Below are 17,437 nucleotides of genomic sequence, written 5' to 3'. Positions count from 1 at the left end.
ACAAATAAGTAATTCGCCTAGCCCGGTGGAAACGAACAGCGAATTGGCGACGCCGGGGGGTTCCCCGGCAAATTCCGTTCCCAAACCGATTTTGGTCGACATAGGACAGGTACAGTTACCCACCTGAGAAGCACGGCGCGCTGAAATGTTTGAAGCGCGCCTGAAAAAGTTGACCACCTAATCCGCTACTTCAGATAGCATCGCCTCGTCGGCTGACGCTTTAACAGCCGTCGCGACGGCTCCAACCCAATGGAGCTCAGCGATGACTGGTAAGGAAGTGGTCAACTGGCGTGGACTTAAGGCACTTGGAATTCCCTACAGCCGCACGCACTGGTTCAGGCTGTGTTCGAGTGGAGAGGCTCCGCAGTTTTTCAAACTCGGCCGACACAGAAACAGCCCGCCGGTCTGGTGGCTGCATGAGATCATCGAGTGGCTTGAGGCTCACGCAAACGCCAAGCCTGCCGACGCTCCAACAAAGTAGGAGCGGGGCTGGCCCTCCAAAGCCAGCCCTTCCTTCTTGTTGGGCGATTACGGCCGCAGGGTCAGTGACTAGCCCCCTTACGCCGCTCCCTACGCCCCGCCTTTAGGGTAAGGCGGGGTGAACGGTAGGCAATGCCCACCAGTGCGTCTCCATGTTTAAGCAGTAAGGTGGGGCTCTCCGCGCGACTTCCGTTGTGCTAACGCACAACGCGCGCCAGCGCGGTTCATGTGTTCCTCCTCCTATTCGCGATTGATGCCATCTCAGACTCGTCCGAGCCTCATCAATCGCTTCATGAGGCGGACAAGCTTCATTTGAGGAGCGCCGCTAGCTTCATCGGCCTTTAGTAGCGAACGTGCGAGAGTCCGGAATCCTGTAACGGGTACACCTGGCATTTTACTCCTCAAGCGTGTATGCTCCGTTTCCATTTTGCAGGGAAGGATTACTCCATGCATTTAAAGCTCAAACGCTCCCAGCGCACGGGTGGAATGCTTGGGGGGAAGATCATCTTTGCTCTCGATGCACGCACCGACCTCACGCCCGATGAAAAGGGATTGGTGGGAAAGTACGGTCTTGGAAAGCTCGTCGTGTACGATAGCGAGGCGCGTAAGAAACATGGTGAGGCCGCCTACGGTCATTTCGATGAGGGCGCAAATAGCACCGTTGGGCGTTCGATTTGGAAAAATGCCCGCGGAATTGCAAGCGCCGCCATGATGGCGCTCTCGCTTCGAATCACCGTCGAAAGCCTGATGAGCGGTCAGCACATCGAATGCAAGGATCTCGACGAACTGCTTGGCGCCGAAGCGGCCATTCTCAATGCATGCAAGAACCTCAAGGCGTACCTTGAAACGGCGCAGACCTTTGACGGACGGGAGGAGGTCCTTGAGTTCTAAGCTTCCAAAGTACATACCTCCGTCACCTTTCACTCCGTTTCTGAGGCGCTTCACGGATGAGCGGGCACGTGAGCTGTCGGAGACCATCGCCCTGTATGATGAAGCACGCGCGGCTCATTTCGGGTCAATGTGGGCACGTGAGGATTCGATTGCTCGCGTCAATACATACATTGCAGAGCAGGTTGGGGCGGTCATTGAACTGCCGACGTCAATCACGCTTGTGAAGGCGCTGGATCGCTGCCAAGAGGCGGTCCTCGCCCTCGAAACGACCGTCTTCTCCTTCCCGGAAATCGACCTGAACAGCGCGACGCTCTCGATCAAGGAACACGTAGACCTGCGCCGCATCCTGCGCGCCAAGCAGCACTTTCTCGCCAATGACGATCGCGTAAGCGATCTGCTCATTACGGCCCTGCGCGATGCATGTTGGGGCTTTATTTCCAACCTGCCTGCCTTATCCGAGAACGCAGATGCCGCGCCGCTCACGGTTCCGCTCGTCTGTCTATTGCACGCCCCTCGAGACGTTGTGGGTCGAATGATCGGCACCATCTGCAGAAAGGAAAACGTTGAGGCAGGTCTCTTTACGACGCTGTATGAACGGCTGTACGCCAATTTGTGCGAGGCCTCTGGGGTCGCTCCCGAAGATGAGAAGCCTCGAAGGCCGATGATCTACGCGTCGGACTCCGAGCTTCCGCCCATCGAGTTGGTTGAGACGTATCTGAAGGGCACCCCCTTCGTTGACCTCTTTCTCTTTCCCATTCCCTTCGCACTCCCCCAAAAGTCCCGCTTCGAGCATCAGTGGATCGTGGCCCCGCCCGGGGCTGGGAAGTCCACGCTCCTCCAGTACCTCATCATGCGCGATCTGGAGCTCGTAGCGAACAACAAGGCGTCAATCGTTGTAATGGAGAGCAACCGCGACCTCATCAAAGCGATCGAAGGGCTAAAGGTGTTCGCGCCCGGAGAACGCCTCGACGGCAAGCTCGTCGTCATTGACGCCGAAGACATAGAATGGCCGGTCGCGCTCAATCTTTTCGACGTAGGAATCGAGGAGACGCAGTCCTACTCCTCCGCCGAGCATGAAGGCTTCCGCAACGCCGTGCTCGCGCTGTACGACTACATCTTCAGCTCGTTGCTGTCGGCGGAAATGACCAGCCGTCAGAACACATTGTTCCATTTCACGATCGAGCTGCTGCTTACCATTCCGTCAGCCACGATCGATACCCTCATCGACCTGATGCAGCCTCGCGGCCTCACCCAATTCGAGCAGCACTTGTCCAAGCTCGATCCGGATGCTCGGCGTTTCTTTGAGCTGAAGTTCAACAGCAAGGAGTTTGACCGCACGAAGGAGCAGGTCGTTGATCGCCTGTTTGCCGTCAAACGCATCCGTACTTTGTCTCGAATGTTTGCAGCGCCAAGATCCAAGTTCGACTTTTTCACGGAAATGGACGCTGGGAAGGTTATTCTCATCAACGTACCGCAAAGCCTCCTTCAAGAGGAAGGCGTGGAGATCGTGGGCCGCTTCTTCATTTCAATGATCTTGCTGGCCGCGCACAAGCGTCAGCTTCTTCCAAAGGAGAGGCGCCTCCCCTGTTTCGTCTACATCGACGAGTGCCAGGATTTCATCAAGCGCGATCCCAAAATACCCGTCATCCTGGACCAGGCACGCAAGCTCAACGTGGGCTTAGTCCTCGCGCATCAACGATTGCAGCAAATGCAGCCGCATGTACTTGATGCTCTGTATGGTGCGACCGCAATAAAAGTCGCTTCCAAAATCAGCGACGCGGCTGCTCATGCGCTCGCGCGCGACATGCGAACGACCCCAGAGTTCATTCTCAATCAGCCGCCGTATCATTTTGCAGCATACATCCGCGGCATGACAAGTGCTGCGGTGTCGGTCGGCGTGCCGGGGATCGACATGAATGCGATGCCGCGCATGACGCCGGCTGAACGCGCTACCGTTCGCAAGAAAATCCGAGAGCGCTATTCGGTCAGGCCAGAGGCGCCGACAGCTGCTCAGACGGATGCGGGGGCAAGCGGTGCGACCTTAGTAGAGCCGCCTAATGCCGGACCGGCGACAGCGTCAGACCTTGGCGGCGACGATTGGCGCTCATAGCGGGATAGAAGAAAGCCCGCCGAAGCGGGCTTTGATGTTCATTGAACGGCTACGGCCTGTTTTGATGGGCACGCGCTGGCTCGGTGCCCAGCATCGCCGCAATTCGAGCATTTCGGCGCGCGTCGTTCCTTCAGAGAGCCAGCGAACAACTCCTGAAGTTCTGCATCCAATTCCTCGCGCTTCGCGATCAGCTCTTTAACGCGTGCGATCTTGGTATCTATGTCCATGGTATCACCTCCTCCTGGAAAGAGAGTACAGATCCCTATCGTCTGGGTCAGTTGAATTCGGCGGGGCGCGCTTCTCTGGTCGTTCGCTATGTGCGACTATGTGCTTCCGTGAGACAGTATGGTCATGTTTCACATTTTGGTGCGTCGTCGATGATTCGTGTTCGAACGCGAACCCGGCTCGGGTGCGCTCCTCGACAGGCGCGATGTTACGCATACGAAGCGCATGCACCGGCCGCGATTCCGCCCGGCGTTGGACCATTTCGCTTGACCTTGAGATGGCTGTTGGCGCGGATGTTGTGTGGTCGAGCACCCACCATAGGTAGTACCGCTCAGTTGGGGAAATCGCGCCGATGCAGATAGTGCCGGTTGAATGGCTCGTAGGTGCAGTCAGTTAATTCACTTTCGCGTGCGCAATCTGCACCTGACCTCGCGCAAGTCCCGCTTCGTCGGCGCCGCGAGCGTCAATGCTGGTCAGGACGGACACGTGAGTCGCTCCGGTGTTGGAAGAACATCGTTCGGAAGACTCTTCGTCACCCGCCGCATCGTCCGTGCCGTTTGCGAATATTAGAACGACAAGTCGCGATTGCTGGTGCCAAGTCATCGGTCGGCACGCAGCATCCGTAACCGGCCCGAAATGCACTTCTATTCATCGAACGAAACGCTCAAGCAACGCTTGCGACCCAGTCAACTACCAACCTTCGCAGTTGGCGCACGTACGGCAATCGTGGGCAATAGACCATCAAGGAAATCGATTCAGAACTGAGCCAAAAGAATGAAAGAAGTCCTGCTGGGCACGGTAGCCCTTGTCGCGCTGACCGCCTCCGCCTCCGCCGCTGATCTGGCGGCGCGTCCGTACATAAAAGAACCACCGATGGTCACTCGGATCTACGACTGGAGCGGCTTCTACATCGGTATTGACGGGGGCGGGGGCTCCGCGCATCAGTGCTGGGACGTCGTCAACGCCGGTGGCTTGGTCTTCGCTCCGCCCCTTGCCATGGGGTGCAACAATGCGACTGGAGGTACTGCCGGTGGTCAAATCGGCTACCGCTGGCAGATAGCGAACTCGGTGTTTGGCCTTGAGGCGCAGGGCAACTGGGCCGACTTCAAGGGCTCCAACGCCAACCTCGCTTTTGCAGGCGTCAAGGATGAATCCAAGATTGATGCATTCGGCCTTTTCACGGGCCAGGTCGGCTATGCCTGGAATAACGTGCTGCTTTACGTGAAAGGCGGCGCTGCGGTCGCCCGCGACAAATACCGGGTTTTCGATTTTGCGAGCGGGCTGACCATCGACAACGGCAGCGAAACTCGTTGGGGCGGCACGGTGGGAGCGGGCCTTGAATTTGGCTTCGCTCCGAACTGGTCCGTCGGCATTGAGTACGACCACTTGTTCATGGGCCATCGGAATGTGGACTTCTTTTTTTCACCTGCAGTCGTGGGTGTTCCGGCGGGCGCTCGTGCCGGCACCGCCCGGATTGGTCAGGACGTCGACATCGGTTTGGTTCGTGTGAACTACCGTTGGGGTGACGCGGTCGCGAGATATTGATCCTCGCCAATCATGTCCAACATTGAGGTGCAACTATTCTGCCGGTGCGGAGCGAAGCGCATGTTTTTGCTCTCTTGCGCGCAGCAGTTGGGGTCCCACAATTGTGCAGTCCTGCTTGAAGAGGGCTTGTTCCTGAGTCGTGCACGCGGCGACAGCATCTTCGTGGAGGGCCAAAATGCGAGAATCTGAAGACCGATCCGAGATTTGCTAGTGGAGGGCCGGGGGGAGGGTCTCAGCCGTGGCTGGCTTCAGCGCGCCCAGGCCCGGCATTGGAGAAGCCGCGCGAGGCGGGCCGCGCTTCAGCGCGAAGACCCGGAGACTAACGATTGTGGCTCCTGAAGCTCAGCCTACTTGAGGTAAAGAGCCGATCGGGACAAAGATTTAGGAAACGTAACTCCGAAGGAAGTTGTTATGCCTACCGCATGCGAAGCAAAACCCGGCAGGCCAGCCTTGTCAGGTTTGTTTTCCCTGGTGTTGGGTATCGGTTCGATGCTTGTGGTGCTGACATGCTGGTTCTATGGAGTGAATGTCCGAAAGATCAAGCCAGAAGTGGTGCTTGCGGTGTGGACGGTAACGTCAGGGAGCATCATGGCCGTCTGGGGTCTTGGTCGATATCTCGGCTGGAAGCCAAAAGTAGGCCAGCCCACCATAACCGCATGGGTTGCAATTTTTGCTGTAACTTTCACGATTTGGGCAATTGTCGCAGAGAAATGAAGGCGGTTGCTGTCATTCTTTCGAGAAGCGCCAGGAGAAAGCCCGCCGAAGCGGGCTTTGAAGCTTATTGAACGGCTTCGCCTTGTTTTGATGGGCACGCGTTGGCTCGGTGCCGGGCATCGCCGCAATTCGAGCATTTCGGCGCTCGTCGTTCCTTCAGAGAGCCAGCGAATAACTCCTGAAGTTCTACATCCAATTCCTCGCGCTTGGCGATGAGCTCCTTCACTCGCGCGATCTTGCTGTCTAATTTGTAGAAGTTTCGACTTAATCTTACAGCATGGTTCGAAACTGGCAGGGAACGGAGCTGCGGGCGAGCGGGAGCGCTCACCCAAACGGGCGCTCCCGCGCAGCCCGCAGCGTCTCACAGGAGACGTCCCATGACACAAGAGCAGAAGGTCATTCGCGCGAAGGTGGGCATGCTGGAACTGGCGAAGCAGCTTGGCAATGTCAGCCAAGCCTGTCGGATGATGGGCTATAGCCGCGATAGCTTCTATCGGTTCAAGGAACTGTACGACAAAGGCGGTGAGCTGGCGCTGGCCGAGATCAGCCGCAAGAAACCGATTCCGAAGAACCGTGTAGCGCCTGAGATCGAGGCCGAGGTGGTGGAGCTGGCGATCGAGCAACCGGCATGGGGCCAGGTGCGGGTGAGCAACGAACTGAGACGCCAAGGTCTGTCGATCTCGCCATTTGGCGTACGCGCGGTGTGGCTGCGTCATGACCTTGCCAACGTCAAGAAACGGCTGACGGCGCTGGAGGCCAAGATGGCCCAGGACGGCCTGGTGTTGACCGAGGCCCAACTCGTCGCGCTGGAGAAGGCCAAGTCCGAAAAAGAGGCGCATGGCGAGTTCGAGAGCGAGTGCCCCGGCTATTGCGGTGCGCAGACACCTTCTATGTTGGCAACATGAAGGGCGTGGGTCGGATCTATCAGCAGACCTTCATCGACACCTACAGCAAAGTGGCGTTCGCCAAGCTGTATGACCGCAAGACGCCGATCACGGCGGCAGAGCTGCTCAATGACCGCGTGGTGCCGTTCTTCGATGCGCAGGATATCCCGCTCAGCCGGATCCTGACCGACCGCGGCACAGAGTATTGCGGCAATCCGGAGCATCACGAGTACGAACTGTATCTCGCCGTCGAGGACATCGATCACACCCGCACCAAGACCAAGAGCCCGCAGACCACTGATGTGATCGACAAGCCCTTTCTTCGTGGATTTGGGTTATTCTCTCCCGGCGTGCGGCGACCGCGTGGCGAAGAGCAGGGCGAGAGGTGAGAGCCTTGCCGCACAGCCATCATCATCGTTCCTCAGTTGCGGCGCCCGCACGTGCTCTCTTCGGTCCGCGCGGGTTCCAGCCTGTCACGAAGCGCGCATAAGCGGTTTCGGCCTGCTCGACCCAGCGGCGCTCCTCCTCACGCAAACTCTTGATGTTGTAAGCATGCGCCGGCCCCTTCTGGCCGCGTGTGGCCTTGTGGCCGGCCTTGAGTTCGAGATCGCGAAGCTTTTTTGCGTGGAGCAAGGGACGCGCCCACGCATAGCTCTCGCCCTTGGCCAGCAGGTGCCAGATCACGACAGCAAGTTTGCGGGCCGTCGCGACGGCTGCGACATGCTGACCGCGACGGGCCCTGACCCGGAGAAAGAAAGCCCGCAGCGGACCCGGTGCCCGTGCTGCGACCCAAGCCGCCTCGACCAGCATGCCACGGGCATGGCCGCGGCCCTGCTTGGTGATCCGTCCATGGTAGGCCGGACCTGGCCCGGATTGCCGGACGCTCGGGTTCAGGCCGAGGTAGCTGACAAGTTTCTGCGGATCGCTGAAACGGGCCACGTCGCCGATTGCCGCCATCAGCGCAAGCGCGACGATCATGTCGACACCTGGGATCGTCATCAGCCGCTTGGCGCCGTCGTCCGCGAGTGCCGAACCGGCGAGGTCACGCTCGATCACGGTGAGATCTTCGCCAAGCCGATCGAACTCGCGCAGATGTCGTTCGATGGCGAGCCGTTCGTCCTCTGGCACGATCTGCTCGGCAAGCCATGCACGGCCCTTGCCGCCGCACAGGTCGGCATGTGGGCAAGACGGAATCAGATGCGCGTGCAGGATCGACTGGATGATGTTCTTCAGTCTCGACCGCTGTCGCACGATCTGGTTGCGGCGTGTCACCTGCCGGCGCAGCGCCTGTGTCGGTTCGTCCGGAACCCAGACTTCCGGTAGAAACCCGCTGGCGTAAAGTTGGGCAAGAACGCCGGCGTCGATCGTGTCGGTCTTGATCTTCGCATGCGCGATGATACGCACTTGCATTGGGTTTGCGATCACCACCTTCTTCACCTGTGGCCCGATGACCGCCGCGACTGCTGCGGCATTTCCGGTCGCCTCGACGACGACGACATCGTCCTTCGAAAGCCGTTTGGCGAACGCGGTCAACAGCGCACGTCGCATGTCCACGCGGCCGAGACGTCTGAGTTTGCCATCCTCCCAAGCCACCGCTTCCGCAAAGGCGCGGTGGATATCAAGTCCGATAATGCGCATGTCTGCTCCTTTCCGGTCTGACGAAACGGGAGCTGGCGGGCAACACGACATCTACTGATCCGCGCTCGCGGCGCATCCGGGAAAGTCGCAAGGGGCGGCCATGTAACGAGCTCGGGCTCTCAGCCCACTGTCTATCGGCGGCCTGCCCGCACCTTCGTGCTCCCGGTGCCCCGCGTCCCGGATGGGCTCACCATAATGCCGTTCTCCGAAGAGAACAGCCGGACGAAAAGGCACCGCAGATCACATACCGGATAACGGCATTGTCGAGCGTTTTCATCGCACCGTGCTCGAAGAGTTCTACCGCGTCGCGTTCCGCAAGAAGATTTATCCGAGCATCCTCGCGCTGCAGGGCGATCTCGATGAGTGGATTGCCGCTTACAATGAGACACGTCCACATCAGGGCCGCTGGTGTTACGGCAAGACGCCGATGCAAACCTGGCTTGACGCGCGGTCTTTGGCGAGGGAGAAATGGCTGCCGGCCGCATGAGGTCGGACATCAGATCTTTGTCGGACACCTGCCGCGACAAAGCACCGGCTGTCAGCTCAAGTCTCTACTTTTACATCTAATTCCACGGCGACCACCTCCTTTCGGTGTGAAGATAGCCCTTGCTGTGCGGCACGTCTGCTCCATTCACCGGTACGAGCGTCGGCGTATGTTGTGTATGTGCAGTCATGTCTATGGATGAGATGCCATAATGATGCTTCACTTTCTCTTGGGCAGGCGCGACTGATGGGCTGCATTCCCGGTGGCCTCTGGTACATTCTCGTCTTATGGACGATACCCTAGACCCTGCAAAACGCCGACCCCGCTTCCGTCGCTCGTCAGAAGCCATTCCGTTTCGAATCACTGACGGTGACGTGCTCATCCTTCGGCAACTAGCTCGCTATCGGTTCTTGCGATCAGTTCACATTGCAGCCCTTGTTGGCCGCTCACTCGATCGCACCAATGATCGGCTGTCTCGGCTGTTTCATGGCGGGTACGTCGATAGGCCAAGGGCACAGCTCGACTACTATCCGACATCCGGATCGGCACCGATGGTGTATGCCCTTGGTAATCTCGGTGCGCATTTGCTGCGCGAAAGCGATCGGAGAGTTGCGATTGATATCGAATGGAGTCGGAAGAACCGCGAAGCCGGCCGTCCGTTCATCGAACATCAATTGGAGATCGTTGACTTTCAGGTCACCCTTGAGCTGGCTGTTCGAAAACGCAGTGATATAGACCTCATTCGTTCCGACGAACTCATTTCCGCATTCCCCGCGCAGAAGCACAGCGCGCGCAATCCATTCACAATGCGCGTCGATGTCTTCCATAACGGGAAAACTCTGGAGATCGGGCTGATGCCGGATCTGATATTTGGCATCAGATTTCCCGATGGTTCACGCCGCTGCTTCATGGTGGAGATCGACAGAGGCACCATGCCAATAACCCGTGCCGACGTGGCGCAAACCAGCTTCGAGCGCAAAATGCGCGCATATCTTGCCGCGCATGCTGCCAAGCAGCACGAAACTCAATTTGGGTGGAAAGCGTTCCGCGTCTTGACGGTCACGACCGACCGTAATCGCGCTGGGTCAACCAAGGAAGCTCTTCGAAAACTGACCCTGCCGCAAAGCGTCGGACCAGGTCTCTTCTTATTCGCGGTGCGTGACGAACTGCGCGCCAGCGATCCGTTGGCGTACACATGGGAGGATGGGGCAGGCCGAGAGGTAAGATTGGTCTAGCGACCGCGGGCGCATGCAGACGAGTGTGCCACGCTCACATCTGTGCATTTTTGAAAGGAAGTGAAATGGTTGATGCGTTACGCTATAAGAAATTCCTTGGCTGTCAGAGTGTGCAGGTTCGTGTTTCGCAGATCGATTATATCGTGCGTATCGGTGATGATGACGACGTCAGGGCCAAGCTGGAAGCTATGATGCTGGATCAAATCGAAACTGGCCGCCGCCGAGCCATGGGGGTCGGCTTCGCGGAAAAGCGCGTGGTCGAGTTCAAGCACGTCGTGGTTCGATGACGGTGCATCGAAATTGCTGACGATCGCTAGTCCAAAGCCGGATTTGAACGCGAAAGTGTCGGCCACATTGGCGTTGCCAAACTCGAACGCTCCCCGGGCAACTTGCACTTTGATTGTTTGGGTGTCTTGCAGGCCGCCATCCGACGCAGCGACCTGAACCTGATAGCTGCGGCCATCCTGTGGCATCGACTTGAAGGACAGGGCGCCGGAGGCGGGATCGATGGCGAATAGCTTTTGGTCTTGACCCCCGATGATCGAGTATTTGATAGTCGTATTGGGGTCAGGGTCCGTAGCGCGCACCGTGTCCACGTATTTTGTATCATCCGTGATGGCGATCGATGCAGTGGCCCCTGCGCCGTCCGAAGTGATGACCGGAGCATGATTGACGACGGAGAAATGAAACGTGTCCGTTGCCGTCAAGCCGCCGGTATCAGTTGCTTTGATCTTGATGTCGAAATCGCCGGCATTATTGGAACCGGGCGTGCCGCTGAAAACTCCCGTAGTGGCGTTGAAAGTAAGCCACGATGGCAGTGCCTTTCCGTCGCTGAGCGTTGCCACAAGAGTCAAATGGTCTGCGTTGTCGGGGTCCTGGAAAGTGTTGGCAGGTAAGGAGAATGAGAACGGCGTGCCCGCTACTGCGGACTGGCTCGGGGTCTGGTTGACGAGCGTTGGCGTGTCATTAGCGCCGACAACGCTCAACGTCAGCGCATTTGCGGTAGCTAGAATACCGTCGGAAACCCCGTAGTGGAACACGGCCTTGTCAGCTTGCAATGCCGCGAGGCTGTTGAATTTGGCAAACCCAGCGGCCGTCAAAGACAAGGTCGAGTTGGTCAGCGTGTAATCGGTTCCGAGTACCAATTGGCGCCCGCCTGCGCTCGTGACGGACAGATCTAGGCCCGAAATGGACAGTGGATCACTGATGTCTGGATCGTTCGCTCCAATCAGCAGGTCTTGGCCGAAGATGGGCCCATCCTCGCCGACGCTGCGCGTAAGCGCAGACACCGACGGCGCCTCGTCGACCACTTTAATCATGAAAGTCTCGAATGAGGTATTGCCCGCTACGTCGGTTGCGGTGGCCGTAATCGTATGGGTACCGAGCGCGAAGACATCGCCGGAGTGCACCACAGTGTTGTTTTCTTTGAACACGACAGGGTCATTTCCGTCAACGAGATCACTCGCCGTCGCTGAAAATGTCACTGTGGTGCCGGCTAGACTCGTCGCATGCACGATCCGATCAGCTACCGGCGTCAGTGTCGGCGCGGTCGTATCCGTCACCTTGATGGTGAACGTCTCCAAGGTCGAATTCCCGGCAGCATCGGCTGCGCTGGCTGTGACGGTATGGCTACCAAGTGTGAAGATGTCGCCGGAATGAACGACGGTGCTCCCTTCCTTAAACACGACCGGATCGCTCCCGTCGAGAAGGTCGATGGCGGTCGCTGAAAACGAAACCACCGCACCTGCCGCGCTGGTTGCCTCGATGGTCTGGTCGGCCAGCAAGGTTAGCGTTGGCGGGTCAGAGTCTTGATTGTTGCCGAGATGGCTTAACGCCATCGTAATCGCAGTCTCCAAGTTGGTTCCGGAAAAGGCATTCGTGATGACCTGAAGCTGCGCAGGGTCATCTTCTGATTGTTGAATGGCGTTCGAAACAGAGCCTTGGAATACCCGCTCGATGGCAGCGATGTCATTCAGAAGCGCGTCGCCAATGCCATCGGCTTGCGCTTTTTCGTCAAGTGCGGCGTTGCTCGCTGCAATAAGGGCAGCCACTTTATCCGCAACACCCTGCCCGAGGCTCACGGACTCGGCTTGGGCGATACTGCTAATTATCGTGCTCAGCACTTCATTGTTGGCCAGGCTGATCTCCGGGTCCGCAATCGCAGCGGCGATCGCCGTGAACGCATCGTTGACGCCAGCCACAAATGAGCCGCCAGCCCCGACCAGACCGGACGCAATTAGTGAGACCGTGTTGTAGACTTTGGCAAACGCCACCGCGACTTCTGCACCGTCAATGTCGCCCGCTTGCAGGGCAGCAATCGGATCGAAAGTTGTCAAATCCAGACCCGAGGATAGCCCAAAGGCCGCGAGAACTTTCTGCTCCGCGACCGAATCGTTCTGCGACTGCAAGTTAACCACGAGCGTCGTCAGCGACGAGACGACAGTCGAGCCCGCTGGCGCCGAGAGAAGCCCCTTGAACGGAAGTCCAGTAGCGGCGTCTATTCCTCCGTAGACTTTGAGCGGCCCTATTCCTTCAATGGGATCGAAGTTGCCTTGTTCATCCGTTACCGTGAAAAGCTCGTCCGGATCGAGTATGCCGTTATCGTTGTCATCAGCGTATACGGTGGCACCAGAAAGAGGACCGTCTATTGCGTTTGAAGGTGGCTGCCACTTGAGATATGGATAGCGCCCATTCCAGAATACATTGTCAGCCCACACTGTGGGATCGAATCCGACAGGAAGAACTCCTAACGTTAAAAAAAATGTAGGCTCAGCTATTCCCGCTGCGCTCTTGAGCTGGCCCGTGCTTTGATAGTCCCAATAGGAGTTCGTCGTGAAGGCGCTACTCTCTGCGGCGAGACCCCCGGTGATGGCAAGAGGGCCAGCGGTAACTTTTCCTGTGGCGTATGACTGACTGATCGTGCCGCTATATGAATGCGCAACGAGGCCGCCAACATCTGAACCGGTGCCGCCGGTCGCAGAACCCTTTGCGTACGATTCGAATATCGTGCCCGAGTTCATCTGTCCGACGAGACCGCCAGCGTCCCCGTCATTGCCTACCGTCACGGAGCCTTTCGCGAAGGATTGCGAAATGGTGCCGTTATACAAAATCCCTACGAGTCCACCGTCCCAGCTGGGTCCACCCGTCCTTACCGATCCAGTCGCGTAGGATTGGAGAATAGTGCTGTTATTTGTCGACGCGCCTACGAGGCCTCCGGCGGCGGTGTTCGAGCCCGTACTAGTTACCGAGCCAGTGGCATAGGAGTTTACAATAACTCCGCTTCTTCCATTAAAGTCACCCAGGGAGCCGACCAAGCCACCGACTTCTACGAGACCGGTGCCGTAAGCGCCGCTGTGTCCGAGGACAGAACCATTTGCATGTGAATGGTCGATGGTGCCGGAGTTGCCTCCGGCAAGGCCACCCAAGTCAACAAAGATGGTGCTATCGCTTGTGATAGTTGCAGACGAATACGAGTTCTTGATCGTGCCGAAATTCCAGCCTGCGACGCCGCCTATCGCGATCCCGTTTAGCCCAGTAACAAAGTTTCCAGCGATGCCGTTTATCGTACCGGAAGTATAACTATTCTCTGTTGTTCCGAGGCTGCGTCCGGCTAATCCACCAACATCGTATCCCCGCGGGGCGGAAACTGAGAGGTTTGTTAACCCCAGGTTCGAGATCTTTCCGCCAGCTCCGACCTCCGCGAGCAGGCCGACGTAGATGCCATTTCCAACTATGTGGAGACCATTGATCGTATGGGCATTGCCGTCGAAGGTACCCGTAAAAGGATTAGTAGAGGAGCCAATAGGAGCAATCGTCTGACCAGCAGCATCTATATTTGCCTCTAAGACATAGTGGCCAGACAGATTGTTGTTGATCTTCATCAAATCGGCAACACTGCGGATCACGACGGTGTCGGACGCGTGCAGCGCACTCCAATCTCCGAAACCATTTCCGGTGAGCCCGGTGTGGGGAACATTTGTCGCAACCCAACCGCTATCTATTCGCGAGACAAAGGCAGCGCCAAACTGACCATCCTGCGCCCAGATGTTTGTGATATCGGTCAACGAGTGTTGCGAAATAGCTCCTCCACGCCAGTTATCGACGACTTGGATGTCTCCACCAAAATTGCTCGCAACTACGAATGAATGTGCAATCGGGTCGCCGGTTACGAGATCTAGTGAGTCCTCATTGGTATTTCCGGCCCTATAGACTCGCACAACATCCCCCGGCTGAAGAATGTTGAGAAGTTCCGCCACAGAAGACGAGCTTGATACTAGGTACCATCCATCGCCTGGCTTATCGGCAGTTCCGGACTTAATGCCCGCCGAGTGAGGGACGACGTATTCTGTATCTTGTGGCGACCTTGGATCGTCATTGACCGTCTGGTTTTTCAAGTCAAAGAATGGCAGTCCGGCCAGATTAGTGATGCCCCAAACAAACGCCGCACAGCCGTCAGGCCTCCACGCGACGCCCAGATTCGCCAGTGCGATCTGAGCAATTTCGTTCGCTGTCACCCCTAAGGCCATGTTTTGAGCATTCAATGCTCCAGCCTGAGAAGCCATTGCTCCCTCCTTTGAGCGCGATGATGCTCACAGCATCATCGCTGAACTGTGAGATAGTCGTACGTGAGAAGATAGCTGTGGCCGTAGATAGCGACGGTGTACACGCCTTGCTGCAAGACGGGCTGATGAACTCGATAGTCCACAGATGCAGACCAGTGGCCATCGGAAAAAATGAAGCCCGGATTGCCGCTGTCGTATCCCCACACTTGATTGCGAACAGAGCCGGGTCCTTCATACTGCTTAGCCGGAATACTCTTCCCTTTTGAAATAACTAAGCCGATCTGGGTAATACCTTGCGCAGTTCCAGTGAGAACGGGATTTGCCGAGTCCGTGACAAGCGAACTCGAGTCGATACTGACCGACACGCCGGTTAAGCTTGTGTGTTGCTTATTCGCAAGATTTTGCGGAGGCGCTTCGCGCTGCGCTGAACTCGTCGGCGCCGATGGCGTGTATTCGGACGCTGATGGTGAGCCGACTCCTCTGAGAGCCCCAAGCCCCGCAACGGTCAATAGGAGCGATAGGACAAAAAGCACCGAGACCGCGCGCACCGCCATATAGCAAGAATAATAACACGAGCTTTCATTCCCGGTGACAGGGCGGCTGTAGAACAGCGCCCGCCACATGTTGCGTCCGCCGAGAATTGGAGCGTTATCATTGCAAAGTCCTTCGCTCCGCATCCGTAGCATCGCCAGAGCCTTCGCTATTCCGTTTTCGGTTTCCAGTGTTTGCTGCTTCCTAATCAATCGGTACGTGCAATCACAATCACTTACCACGCGCGCGATCACAGGCGGCGGCGTCAGCGAGTATTCGATACTTGATTTCAGTCGCAGGGATGCAGTGTCTGGCGCTGTCTCTGCGGTGCCTGCCGATGGCATTGACGCTGCCAGTTGAAATAACGGCGAATTCGGTATGCCGCCGTTTTGTGGGCAGCTGTCAGCGCTCAATTGCGCCGTGTTCGAATTTGACGCATTTCTTTCCGGTAAGCAAGAAGAATTGCCCGCTTAACGAGAAGCGATCTCTTTCCACACCCCAATTACCCGCCCCGGTTGTCGATCGACTGAAAGAACACGAGCGCCAGCGCCGCTGCGTCCAACAAGCCCATCCGGCGATCTTCACTCATCCAGGCTCTGCGGGGCGGCGGAACGTATTGCTCGAACGCAGGAATGTGCTTCGCAATCAGCTCCGCGAGGCTTTGCTTGTTCGGGCATTGGCAGCATCTGAACGCGCGTTGGACCTGATCTCGCGAATACGCGAACACTGGAAGTTCGCGCTCACTCCCGAGCGCAGAAATCGACGCGTTGACGTCACGATTCCACCGCGCCCGTTCCGTTCCCCGTTCGGACGTATCCTGGATGACGAGAACATCAGGCGCATACCGATCGAATATCTGTGTGATCCGCGGGGGGGCATCCGTTGCGCTTTCGGAGCCCGCGGACCTCGCGTATTCCTAAATCGAACGGCGATAGATGGGCCCTCGAAAAGGATGAACGCAAAGCCCCGAGTGTTCACATAAATAGAATGAACAAGTGCGTGCCCGCGAAGCTCAATCATATGCTCGTTTCGGCGCGCTTCATTTCGAACCGCTTTAACAGCCGTTCGAGAAATCAAGCTTCATGCGTGTCGCTTTGGACGGATCGCCCCGAAGCTCTTCGTAGAGTTCGCTGGCACGCTGGAATATGGCTCCAGCAACGTGAAAGTCTCAAGTTCCGCTCTGACCTCAAAGGACAAGCGCCTCCAAGCCTCGAAAACAGACTCCCACTCAATCGCTTAGGCCTTGCTCACGGGCGACTGAACTAAGAAGGCTCTTAGCGGTCGTACAGGCGTTGGTTGGCGCTGATTGCATGCAGTTTTCGAGATGCTACCGTGCAAGACGTAGTACCCGCGAGGTCGCAGGTTTGATGGCGCTCATCGACGACAACACCTGAGATCGACTGGCATCGGATCCTCCAGCTGGCGCGTCGCGTTCGGCGAACAGTGGCAGCACCGACGTCGACCTGCACGAGGCGTCTGCCGCATGGATCCCAGCGCCGAGGCTCCCAAGAGCCTTCGCGATCTCCTCTGCCTGCACCCGCAGGCGACCGAGCTCATGCGCCGCAAGCACAAGTCGGTTTAGATCCTCCTTGGCCTTGAACGAACCGGGCCGTTCGCTTTCTACTTCCTGCCGCGTGGCGGCCAACGACTTTGTGAGCTCGCGATCAACCCGGACGAGAGTGGCTGAGAAATTCCGTGTTTTCCTAATAATCGCCTCGATTTGCGGCGCTTCCGAGCCGTCGCACGATCTGAAAGTAGCAGCGTGCAAACGCGCGATGTCGGCGACAATAGATTGGGCCTTGATGACTTGCGCTTTGACGTACTCGTTTGCCGCTTCTGTATCTCGCATCGTGCGAACACTTTTATAAAGTTCGATCACAATCTCTCCATCGGGTACTTGATCGATTAGTTGATCGAGCGTCAACGTCGGAGCAATGGTCGGCGTTTCGTTCAGAACCTTCTGAGCGTCCGTGCTCGGCATTACCTTGTCGTTGACGCTTCTTGGAGCCGCGCCGACTATTGCAACACATCCGACAAATACTATCAGAGATGCAAGTCCTATACGCACGGTAACCTCCCGATCTTATTGATGGCCCTGTCCGCCAACAGCCGACGCGGACAGGTCAAATTTGCAACTG

Annotated in this window: 10 protein-coding genes and 2 pseudogenes; 7 read left to right on the top strand and 5 right to left on the bottom strand. The window is 57.3% G+C overall.

Annotation, left to right across the window (positions count from 1 at the left end):
• Window positions 1-927 precede the first annotated feature (927 nt).
• Complete coding sequence (locus ACNJYB_RS03355) at window positions 928-1,371, top strand: hypothetical protein (RefSeq protein ID WP_439372693.1); 444 nt, start codon at window positions 928-930, stop codon at window positions 1,369-1,371.
• On the top strand, window positions 1,361-3,481 hold the full coding sequence (locus ACNJYB_RS03350; protein WP_439372692.1) for an ATP-binding protein: 2,121 nt from the start codon (window positions 1,361-1,363) through the stop codon (window positions 3,479-3,481). The genes ACNJYB_RS03355 and ACNJYB_RS03350 overlap by 11 nt, the downstream gene beginning before the upstream one ends.
• A 38-nt stretch (window positions 3,482-3,519) precedes the next feature.
• Here the strand turns inward: ACNJYB_RS03350 and ACNJYB_RS03345 are convergent, their stop codons facing one another.
• Entirely contained in the window at window positions 3,520-3,708 is a 189-nt protein-coding gene (locus ACNJYB_RS03345) for a hypothetical protein (protein WP_439372691.1), read from the bottom strand.
• A gap of 772 nt (window positions 3,709-4,480) precedes the next feature.
• Between ACNJYB_RS03345 and ACNJYB_RS03340 the strand changes: the two genes are divergently transcribed.
• The 3 genes and pseudogenes from ACNJYB_RS03340 to ACNJYB_RS03330 all read left to right on the top strand — a co-directional run.
• Window positions 4,481-5,251, top strand: a complete 771-nt coding sequence (locus ACNJYB_RS03340; RefSeq protein WP_439372690.1) for an outer membrane protein — start codon at window positions 4,481-4,483, stop codon at window positions 5,249-5,251.
• A gap of 411 nt (window positions 5,252-5,662) precedes the next feature.
• The gene (locus ACNJYB_RS03335; protein WP_439372689.1) at window positions 5,663-5,965 is read left to right on the top strand and encodes a hypothetical protein; all 303 of its coding nucleotides are present in this window, start codon (window positions 5,663-5,665) and stop codon (window positions 5,963-5,965) included.
• A 377-nt stretch (window positions 5,966-6,342) separates the two neighbouring features.
• Window positions 6,343-7,163: pseudogene (locus tag ACNJYB_RS03330) on the top strand (helix-turn-helix domain-containing protein); the annotation flags it as partial.
• A gap of 97 nt (window positions 7,164-7,260) precedes the next feature.
• Here the strand turns inward: ACNJYB_RS03330 and ACNJYB_RS03325 are convergent.
• Window positions 7,261-8,487 carry an IS110 family transposase gene (locus ACNJYB_RS03325; RefSeq protein ID WP_439372688.1) on the bottom strand — a complete coding sequence of 409 codons (1,227 nt, stop codon included), beginning with the start codon at window positions 8,485-8,487 and terminating at the stop codon, window positions 7,261-7,263.
• 253 nt (window positions 8,488-8,740) lie between these two features.
• Here ACNJYB_RS03325 and ACNJYB_RS03320 point away from each other — a divergent pair.
• Window positions 8,741-8,974 (top strand): annotated as a pseudogene (locus ACNJYB_RS03320) (integrase core domain-containing protein); the annotation flags it as partial.
• Between the two features lie 284 nt (window positions 8,975-9,258).
• Window positions 9,259-10,206, top strand: coding sequence for a replication-relaxation family protein (locus ACNJYB_RS03315; RefSeq protein ID WP_439372687.1), 948 nt, complete (start codon window positions 9,259-9,261; stop codon window positions 10,204-10,206).
• 77 nt (window positions 10,207-10,283) lie between these two features.
• Here the strand turns inward: ACNJYB_RS03315 and ACNJYB_RS03310 are convergent, their stop codons facing one another.
• The 3 genes from ACNJYB_RS03310 to ACNJYB_RS03300 all read right to left on the bottom strand — a co-directional run bounded on the left by ACNJYB_RS03310 (window position 10,284) and on the right by ACNJYB_RS03300 (window position 17,280).
• Complete coding sequence (locus ACNJYB_RS03310; protein ID WP_439372686.1) at window positions 10,284-14,768, bottom strand: putative Ig domain-containing protein; 4,485 nt, start codon at window positions 14,766-14,768, stop codon at window positions 10,284-10,286.
• 35 nt (window positions 14,769-14,803) lie between these two features.
• Window positions 14,804-15,712, bottom strand: coding sequence for a hypothetical protein (locus ACNJYB_RS03305; RefSeq protein WP_439372685.1), 909 nt, complete (start codon window positions 15,710-15,712; stop codon window positions 14,804-14,806).
• Between the two features lie 914 nt (window positions 15,713-16,626).
• Complete coding sequence (locus ACNJYB_RS03300) at window positions 16,627-17,280, bottom strand: hypothetical protein (RefSeq protein ID WP_439372684.1); 654 nt, start codon at window positions 17,278-17,280, stop codon at window positions 16,627-16,629.
• Window positions 17,281-17,437 lie beyond the last annotated feature (157 nt).

It is taken from the genome of Bradyrhizobium sp. SMVTL-02 (genome assembly GCF_051853005.1).
In the GTDB taxonomy this organism is placed as follows: Bacteria; Pseudomonadota; Alphaproteobacteria; order Rhizobiales; family Xanthobacteraceae; genus Bradyrhizobium.
Note: the sequence above shows the minus strand (reverse complement) of the source record. Positions and strands in the feature narration are given on the sequence as shown.